The organism is Microcystis sp. LE19-84.1B (assembly GCF_027531875.1).
Taxonomy (GTDB): domain Bacteria; phylum Cyanobacteriota; class Cyanobacteriia; order Cyanobacteriales; family Microcystaceae; genus Microcystis; species Microcystis panniformis.
The window spans coordinates 1-9,367 of the sequence record NZ_JAPZSR010000320.1; the positions used below are offsets into that span (position 1 = coordinate 1).

Here is a 9,367-nt window from a genome sequence, read left to right on the forward strand (position 1 = left end):
CTGGTCAAACTAATCCTATTGAAAGATTAAATAATACCTTTCGACAAAGGATTTCTCGGCTGGAGAGAGAGAGTCTATCTTTCTCTAAAAAAATGGAGAATCACGTTGGGGAACCCTTTGGTATTTTATCCATGACTACAACGCACAGCAAAGCAAAGGATTAAGCCGCCATCACTACTACCGAATCACCACCGGGACTTTATCCACGGGAGTTCCGTCCATCTCAAATAAAACGGGCGCAAAAGCTCAGTCGCTCTTCATGTTATTTTCCGAGAAAATGGGATTAATTCAGATCATTAAAACTCCCGGACTAGAGGCTGTCCATCTTGCAACTCTCCGACAATCACCAAGTCAGCCAGTCCCACGAATAAGCCATTGTTTAAGACTCCTGGAATGTTATTAATGGTTTTTTCCAGTTCTGCCAAATCATGAAGGGAATCAAATTTGACATCAAGGACGAAATTTCCCTGATCGGTGATGATTGGCCCATCTTTTTTCACGGCTGTTCGCAGTTCTGACTTTCCGCCTAATTTTTCTAGGTGGAGCATGACGGGTTTCATGGCTTTGGGAATGATTTCCACTGGCAATAAAAAATTCGTTCCCAGTTTTTCCACTAGCTTGCTGCTATCGACGACGACGATGAAGTAGTCGGCGAAGCTATCCACTAATTTTTCTTGGGTATGGGCAGCCCCACCGCCTTTAATCAGGTTTTTCTGAGGATCTACCTCATCGGCTCCATCAATGGCTAGATCGATATGATCGACGGCATTTAAAGTGGTTAGGGGGATGCCGCATTCTCTGGCTAGGTTTTCCGATTGAAAGGAGGTGGGAATGCCGACAATATTTTTGATTTCGCCGTTTTTGAGTCGTTCCCCCAAATGTTGAATAGCAAATACAGTGGTCGATCCTGTTCCTAGTCCGACAATGGTATCAGATTGAACGCGCTCGGCTGCCATTTTGCCAACGGCTTGTTTGATGCTGACGATTACTTCACTGTTAGTCATGGTCAATTAAATCCTTATGGATCGTAGTTTACGCGGTTTCTAGGACTATTTTGGCGGTTTTACTGCATCTTTTAAAGGATTTCCCTGTTCAAAGTCCGTAATACTAGCAATAGTGGTGTTAGCAATGGCGGAAATGGCCTCTTCTGTAAAGAACCCTTGATGAGAAGTAATTAAAACGTTGGGGAAAGATTGTAGTAGTTGAATATAGTCGTCTTGAATGATTGTGCCAGATAAATCCCGAAAGAAAAGGCTATCTTCCTGTTCGTAAACATCCAAGCCTAAAGAACCAATCTGACCCGATTTAATGCCATCAATCACCGCTTTGGTATCAATCAGTTTACCCCGACTGGTGTTAATTAGGGTGACACTAGGTTTCATTTGGGCAATGGTATCAGCATTAATTAAATAATGGTTTTCGGGTGTGAGAGGACAGTGTAGGGAAATAATATCGGCATTTCCTAATAATTCAGGCAAATCAACGTAACTAGCGTCTCCAATAGCTTCAAACTTAGGATTAGGATATAAATCATAACCCAACAGATGACAGCCAAAGCCGTGCATAATTTCGCCAAGGATAATACCAATTTTCCCTGTTCCGATAATGCCAACAGTACGACCATGAAGATCGAATCCCATCAAGCCATTGAGAGAAAAGTTATCATCCCGAATGCGGTTATAGGCTCGATGTAGTTTGCGGTTGAGGACTTGAATCATCGCAACGACAAATTCAGCCACAGAATAGGGAGAATAAACCGTCACTCGTACCACCTTGATGCCTAATTCGGCTGCTTTGGCTATATCGACGTTATTAAATCCTGTACAGCGTAGGGCAATGAGCCGCGTCCCTTGTTTGGCTAAAATTTCTAACGTTTCGCTATTCACATTGTCGTTAACGAAAACACAGATAGCTGGAAATCCATCGGCAAGGGAGACGGTTTTGGGTTCAAGTCGGCTTTCAAAATAGACCAATTCATGGTTCGCCTTCGCCTCAGTATTGGCTTGATCGAGGAATATGCGATCATAGGGTTCGGTACTAAATACAGCAACTTTCATGGCATTCTCACAGTTAAGTTGTTAGGTTTATGGATCTTCTCGACAGCAACTATGGGGGATTATTTTTAAATACCTCGAAAATCTGGTTTAAAGGGGCAAGATTAGCACCTCTCAGGAAGTCTTGCCCCTCAGCCTTTTAAAATGGCCATTTCCATTCGCGAATTTCTTGCTTATCGATCCCCTCTGCATAAGCATAATTGGAATGTTCGATAATCTGATTTTTCAGCCATTCTCGCAAATGACCGCCAACGATTTGTAATTTAGGAATACGATCGATCGCATCGATGGCCAAGCTAAAACGATCAATTTGATTACGCATCGCTAATTCTAAGGGGGTGTTGATATTACCGTGTTCTTTATAGCCCCGTACATGGATGCGTTCTTGATTGATACGACGGTAGGTTAACTTATGAATGAGGAAAGGATAACCGTGGAAGTTAATGATAACTGGTTTATCTGGGGTAAACAGGCTGTTAAAATCGGTGTCCGATAAACCATGAGGATGTTCTTCGGCCGGCATTAACTTGAATAAATCCACAACATTGATGAAGCGTATCTTAAGATCGGGAAAATGCTCGCGTAAAATGGCTGTGGCTGCTAAGGCTTCCATTGTCGGGACATCACCCGCCGCCGCAAATACCAAATCGGGTTCACTTCCACCATCATTACTCGCCCATTTCCAGATGCCAATACCTTTGCTACAGTGAACCACAGCAGCGTCTTTGTCTAAAAACTGTAAGTGTAGTTGTTTATCAGCAACAATGACATTGACATAGTTTTTACTGCGTAAACAATGATCACTTACTGACAATAAACAATTGACATCTGGGGGTAAATAAATCCGAGTGACTTCAGGGCTTTTATTGGTTACAACATCTAAAAAGCCAGGATCTTGGTGGGTAAAACCATTATGATCTTGTCGCCATACCGTAGAGGTAATTAAGAGATTCAATGAGGGAATGGGAGCGCGCCATGAGATTTCATTACATTTTTCAATCCACTTACAATGTTGATTGACCATAGAATCAATGACATGAACAAAAGACTCATAGGTAGAAAAAAAGCTATGTCGTCCCGTTAATAAATATCCCTCCATCCAGCCTTCTAGGGTATGTTCACTGAGCATTTCCATCACCCGACCATTGGGAGAGAGTTCTCCTCCATCTACATCTTCAGGGAGATAATTAGCTAACCATGTTTTTTTGCTAACTTCATAGATAGCATTTAACTTATTAGAAGTATTTTCATCGGGACCAAAAACTCGGAAATTGCTCATATTATTTCTCATCACGTCCCGCAGAAACACTCCCAACGGACGGGTATTTTCGGCTTCAAATTGCCCCGGTTTAGGAACTTCCAGACAATAATTGCGGAAATCAGGCATTTCTAGGTCTTTGCGAAGGAGTCCTCCATTAGCATAAGGATTAGCACTCATGCGGCGCACACCTTTGGGCGCAAGTTCTTTGAGGTCGGGAATTAATTTACCTGTTCTATCAAACAATTCTTCGGGTTTATAACTTCTCATCCAAGCTTCAAACAGACTTAAATGCTCTGAATTGGTTTTCACATCCGCCATTGGTACTTGATGCGCTCGCCAGAAGCCCTCAATTTTATGTCCGTCAATCTCAGCCGGTGCTGTCCAGCCTTTGGGAGAACGGAGGACAATCATAGGAAAGCGGCAGAATTTGGCTTCGCCACTGCCACGGGTCTCGGCTTGAATTCGACGAATTTCCTCAATACAATGATCTAAAGTTGCCGCCATCGCTTGGTGCATACTGGGCAAATCAGAACCTTCCACGAAATAGGGCTGATAGCCATAACCCAAGAAGAGATTTTCTAAGTCTGAATGACTGATGCGAGAAAGGAGGGTAGGGTTGTTAATCTTGTAACCGTTGAGGTGCAAGATGGGCAGTACCGCTCCGTCGGTGATGGGATTGAGAAACTTGTTGGAGTGCCAGGAAGTAGCCAGCGGACCGGTTTCTGATTCCCCGTCTCCCACCACTGCAAAGGTAATTAAATCAGGATTATCAAACACAGCACCATAGGCGTGAGAAATACAATATCCCAATTCTCCCCCTTCATTAATAGAACCGGGGGTTTCGGGGGTGCAGTGACTGCCTATCCCACCGGGAAAAGAGAATTGTTTAAAGAATTTCTTCAACCCCTGTTCATCTTCACTTTTATCGGGATACACCTCAGAATAGGTTCCCTCAAGGTAACAAGGGGCAAGAACCCCCGGCGCACCGTGACCCGGACCATTAAGATAGATGGCATTGAGATCGTACTTTTTAATTACCCGATTACAATGAGCATAGATAAAGCCTTGGCCTGCACTTGATCCCCAGTGACCTAAGACCCGATTTTTGATGTGTTCGGGTTTAAGCGGCTCTTTGAGTAGGGGATTATCGCGTAAATAGAGCATTCCCAACATCAGATAGTGAGCAGCCCGCAACCAAGCATCGATTTTGCTGACTTCATCATCATTTAAGGGGGTTCCTTGAATTGTAGAGCGAGCAACACCAAAACAGCTAATGCTGTCAGTGGTAGATTCGGGATGACTTACCATGCTTTCTTCCTCTGAGTAAATATCAACTGTCTGTACCTTTACACATAAACTTTGTCTAAAGTTTAAGAAAAAGTTTGATATTGGTTAAGATTTAGTCCCCCTTTTTTCCCCTTTTTTAGGCTATGATGGCAAGTCTTATTCGATAAGCTGTTCGTAGTTTAAGGGTAAGCCTCTTGCCTGTTGCATGAGTGCCTCTCCTCTATAAGTAGCCTACACTCAACGGATTTAGTATTAATTTGGTAGGCTCTCTTGGAGTTATGGTGCTCAGCAAATCTTCTCAAAGAAAGGTAGTAGGCTGTATGCCCCTACCAATTACACTACGCGCAGGTGGGGACGCAACCTGGTCAGTGAGTTTATCAAACTGTTTGCGTCCATAATGTAACATGATGAATATTTTTCACCCAATGTTCAAAAGAGCCATTTGATAAGACTACGTTTACCCTTCTGAGTATGAATTTTATCTACAATCACCCCTCAATCGAGCATTGTTTAAAACAACAATTAATTCATATTTTTCCAGAAAAAAAGCATAAATTAACTTTCTATCGTTGCTCAAAAACTGATAGTATTCTCTATCGTTCACCTCTGTTTTATTATTTTACTCCCGCTCAATGTCAAGCTATATTTAACCATTTAATCGCCCTTTTTCCACAAATTCAGCTTAGGGAAGGATGGCTAGAACTGTTATTAGATCAGCAATTTTTGTACTTTTGGTTACTGAAACTAAACGATTTAATCGATAAATTTTTGTCCGATCAGCTTCCTTTCCATCCCAGAGGAGAATTTTTCTTTTTATTTCAATACACTCACGCTCGCTATTCTGGTTTGTTACAACTGCTCAATCGGGAAAAAATTAGTTTAACAGAGCCAGAACTATTATCGTGGTTTATCAGGAGCTTAAGAGCTTGACACACCTTCCAGATAAGTCTTTCCTGTGTTTTTCCAGATCCAAATTGAATTAATCCCTTGCCGGATAGGGTTTCCAGCTAAGTGGAACATCGATTGGCATAACAAACTCAGATAAACCGGAAAAAAAGGCGACTTTCATCAGATAAGGGACTTGCGCTTTGATAATGTACCTTTTGGGCGAACGCAGTTCGCCCCTACATTGTGGACAAAATCCGTTACTGTAGGGGCGCAAAGCTTGCGCCCTCCGATCGATTGGGATATTATTCCCGCGCAAGTCCCTAAGCTCCCAAAATCCTCTTATTGATCGAGGGACACTAGCAGATTAGAAGGCTTGGCGCGATCGCCTTGCAATGTGATTCCTCGATGGTTGGCGGCTAAATGGCGCAGGATTTTGTAAACCGTTTCCAGTTGGTCGGCAGCCCCCGCTTTTTCTGCCAGCGTGGTCAATGGCATCGGTTCAGATGCGAGCTTCAGCACGGCCAGAAGCTGTCGCTGTAAATTCAGCACCGATGCGGCGGCTTTTTTCCCGGCTTCCACCCCTGGTTGGTGGTAAGCGTTAACGTTAACCAGAGAAGCGTATAACCCTACTGCCCTTTCATAGAGAGCGATTAACGCGCCCACGGTGCGGGGATTAACCCGGGGAATAGTTACGGTAATCGAGTCCCGATGATTTTCATAAAGTGCCTCTCGTGTTCCCTGCAAAAAGCCGGAGAGAAAATCCCCGGTCGTCGCTTCTGGCTCAACTTCGATGGATGTTCCCTTCCGGTCTTCCAGTACCTCAATAAAAGTAGCAAAAAAGTTAGGTACGCCTTCTCGAAGCTGTTGCACATAGGCGTGTTGGTCGGTAGATCCTTTGTTGCCATAAACCGCGATACCCTGATAAACCGTCTTACCGTCCAAATCTTTTTCCTTACCCAGAGATTCCATCACCAACTGTTGCAGGTAACGGGAGAACAGCAACAGACTGTCTTTGTAGGGTAGCATCACCATATCTTTCTCGCCTTTGCCATGGCCAGCGTGATACCAAGCAAGAGCTAATAGGGCGGCAGGATTGCGCTTGGTGTCAGGCACACGAGTTGCCTCGTCCATTTCCTTGGCACCGGCTAAAAGGGAGCGGATGTCAATACCCAGTAGGGACGCTGACAACAGGCCAACCGCAGACATCTCCGAGGTACGTCCCCCCACCCAATCGAACATGGGAAACTCGGCTAACCAGCCTTCCATGCGTTCTAATTCGTCCATTTTGCTGCCGGTCACGGTGATGGCAACAGCGTGGGAGGGAAAATCTAGGCCCTGTTGCTCGTAAACGTGTTTTACTTCCAGCATTCCGTTACGGGTTTCCGGCGTGCCGCCAGATTTGCTGGTAATGATGATCAGGGTACTTTTGAGGCGATCCTTGAGTCGGTTCAGTAGGCGATCGATGCCCGCCGGATCGGTGTTATCGATGAAGTGAATGGCCATCGGCGCAAAATCGGGGGCCAGAGCTTCGGCGACAAATTCTGGTCCCAAGGCAGAGCCACCAATGCCAATGGAGAGAATATCGGTGAATTTAGGAGCTTCTGGGGGATGGATTGAGCCGTCGTGAACCTTTTGGGCAAAGGTTTCAATTTGTTCGAGGGTATCGACAATTTCCCTCTTTAAATTAGCTGGGGCGAGGTCAGGATTTCGCAACCAGTAATGACCGACCATCCGGTTTTCGTCAGGATTGGCGATTGCGCCTCCTTCCAGTGCTGACATATCCTGAAACGCCTTCTCAAACTTAGGCTTGAGCATCTCAACTAAGGCCTCATCAAACCCCATCCGGCTGATGTCCAGATACAATCCCAGACCTTCGTGATAGTAAAGCCAGTCTTCGTAACGTTGCCAGAGTTCCTTGGTATTCATATAAACCTCGTTAATTAGTAGCAAGGGTACAATTGCAGATTCAGAGAATAAAGTCGGTTGACAAGAAATTAGATTGGCGTTCTTTGAGGATTTGAGTGATCAAAGATTTGTTTAAGTCAGTTTCCTTCGCCGCAACCAGCGTCCTGATTGAGAACGAGCGCAAAGCATCGCTCACCGACAATGTACCTTCCGCCGAATCCTTCCTACCGGTGAAAGGGAAAGTATCAGGTCCCCTTTGACACTGACTGTTGATGTTAACTCGACAGACTTGATTGACTAAGGGATCGATCAGCGCAGCGATCGCCTCGGTATCTTGACCGAAAATGCTGACCTGTTGACCATAATTGGAATTGACGATGTAGTTGATGGGAGTTTCCAAATCGTCATAGGGCATCACGGGAATCACCGGACCAAACTGCTCTTCATGGTACAAGCGCATTTGATCCGTAACCGGATAGACTACGGCTGGATAGAAAAACGTTTCCCTGATCGTTCCCCCTCCAGCGTTGACCACTTCTGCGCCGAATTTTTTAGCATCTTCCAGCAATTCCGTTAGGTATTGAGGCTTACCCGGTTCTGCCAGAGGTGTTAGCGTCACTCCCTCATCCCAGGGCATCCCAAATTTGAGGTTATTCACCGCCAACCTGAATTGTTCGATAAACGCTTCAGCAATCTGGCGCTGTACAAACAGGATCTTCAATGCCGTACACCGTTGCCCGTTGTAGGAAAGCGTTCCTAAGATACATTCCCTAACCGTCAAATTGAGGTCAGCATCGGGCAGGATAATGGCGGGATTTTTTGCCTCTAATCCGTAAATGGTGCGGAGGCGGTTAAGTTTGGGGTGTTGCTTTTCTAAGCTATTGGCTGCCCGACTCGAACCGATGAAGGCCAACACATCGACCAAACCAGATGCCATCAGGGGCGGAGTGACGGTGCGTCCAGAACCATAGATGATATTGACTACGCCGGGGGGAAACGCTTTCTGAAAAGCCGACTGCAAGGGATAGAGGGGTAGGGTGCCGGGTCGGGGCGTTTTGACCACTACGGTATTCCCCATAATTAGAGCGGGAATCAGTAGGGTGAAGGTTTCGTTCAAGGGATAGTTAGACGGTCCCATACACAACACCACACCCAAGGGCGCTCGCCGAATTTGTCCAATGACTCCCTCGACGATTTCAAACCGGGAAGAGACGCGATCGAGATTTTTTAGGGCATCGATGGTATCGCGGATATAGTCCAGGGTGCGGTCGAATTCCTTCTGCGAATCGGCGTAGGATTTGCCAATCTCCCACATCAGGATGTTTACGACTTCATCTCGCTGTTCTTGCATCCGATAGGTAAAGTCTTGCAAATGCTCAATTCGTTGGGCAACAGACAGGGTTGGCCACACCCCGCGACCCCGATTGTAGGCAGTAACAGCGGCGTTTAGGGCCGCCAAGGATTCCTGCTCGGAAAGTAAGGGGAAATGCCCGATTTTAGCGGCTACCAATCCTTGATCGGTCTGGATGTGAATGGGAGAAATCACCTCTTCCACCTCGCCATCCCAGTGACGCAGTTCTCCGTTGATCAGATACTCCCGTTGATTGATGGGAGTCTTAATGCGGAAGGCTTCTGGAATCTGGTCAGCAGTGGGAAACATGGATTCAACAGTATGGGATGGGGTGATAATGGGGGCATTCATGACGGCTAGAACTCAAATTATTGGAATCCGATAATCTCTCAATCACGTTGATCAGGATAAGCGTGGATCATCGGAAATTTTGGGTCTGAAACCCCGCCGTAGAACGGCGGCTTTACGTTAGAATTAAAAGGCCAGTCTCGAAAACCAAGTGGACGGCGCAGCACCTGGAAAACTCGGCTTAGGGGGTTCCGACCAGAAAAGCTTGGCCGGGTAAAAAGTCGCGCGCAACAAGTACAAGAAGCTATAGGCGGTCAACGTACCGTGGGACAC

5 protein-coding genes and 2 pseudogenes are annotated in these 9,367 nt (G+C 45.7%); 2 read left to right on the forward strand and 5 right to left on the reverse strand.

Going from position 1 to position 9,367, the window contains the following annotated elements; genetic code table 11:
* Window positions 1-145: pseudogene (locus tag O9324_RS18195) on the forward strand (IS1 family transposase); the annotation flags it as partial.
* 151 nt (window positions 146-296) lie between these two features.
* On the opposite strand, the gene rpiA reads toward O9324_RS18195, so the two are convergent.
* From rpiA to O9324_RS18210, 3 genes are all read right to left on the reverse strand, one after another.
* Entirely contained in the window at window positions 297-1,010 is a 714-nt protein-coding gene (rpiA, locus tag O9324_RS18200) for a ribose-5-phosphate isomerase RpiA (RefSeq protein WP_288140923.1), read from the reverse strand.
* 39 nt (window positions 1,011-1,049) lie between these two features.
* A complete protein-coding gene (locus tag O9324_RS18205; protein ID WP_288140924.1) occupies window positions 1,050-2,057 on the reverse strand; it encodes a 2-hydroxyacid dehydrogenase in 1,008 nt (335 codons plus the stop codon).
* 136 nt (window positions 2,058-2,193) lie between these two features.
* Entirely contained in the window at window positions 2,194-4,623 is a 2,430-nt protein-coding gene (locus O9324_RS18210) for a phosphoketolase family protein (RefSeq protein ID WP_288140925.1), read from the reverse strand.
* Between the two features lie 450 nt (window positions 4,624-5,073).
* On the opposite strand from O9324_RS18210, the pseudogene O9324_RS18215 reads away from it, so the two are divergent.
* A pseudogene (locus O9324_RS18215) lies at window positions 5,074-5,508 on the forward strand (DALR anticodon-binding domain-containing protein); the annotation flags it as partial.
* A 321-nt stretch (window positions 5,509-5,829) separates the two neighbouring features.
* Here the strand turns inward: O9324_RS18215 and O9324_RS18220 are convergent.
* Both O9324_RS18220 and O9324_RS18225 read right to left on the reverse strand, forming a co-directional pair.
* Window positions 5,830-7,416: a glucose-6-phosphate isomerase gene (locus tag O9324_RS18220; RefSeq protein WP_287629666.1), complete on the reverse strand. Its 1,587-nt coding sequence runs from the start codon at window positions 7,414-7,416 to the stop codon at window positions 5,830-5,832.
* A 40-nt stretch (window positions 7,417-7,456) separates the two neighbouring features.
* Window positions 7,457-9,097, reverse strand: coding sequence for an NADP-dependent glyceraldehyde-3-phosphate dehydrogenase (locus O9324_RS18225; protein ID WP_287629664.1), 1,641 nt, complete (start codon window positions 9,095-9,097; stop codon window positions 7,457-7,459).
* Between the last annotated feature and the right edge of the window lie 270 nt (window positions 9,098-9,367).

Bases quoted from the DNA above. Each gene is read 5' to 3' on its own strand.
- O9324_RS18205 (WP_288140924.1), bottom strand. From the start codon at position 2,057: ATGAAAGTTGCTGTATTTAGTACCGAACCCTATGATCGCATATTCCTC.
- O9324_RS18225 (WP_287629664.1), bottom strand. From the start codon at position 9,097: ATGAATGCCCCCATTATCACCCCATCCCATACTGTTGAATCCATGTTT.
- O9324_RS18210 (WP_288140925.1), bottom strand. From the start codon at position 4,623: ATGGTAAGTCATCCCGAATCTACCACTGACAGCATTAGCTGTTTTGGT.
- O9324_RS18220 (WP_287629666.1), bottom strand. From the start codon at position 7,416: ATGAATACCAAGGAACTCTGGCAACGTTACGAAGACTGGCTTTACTAT.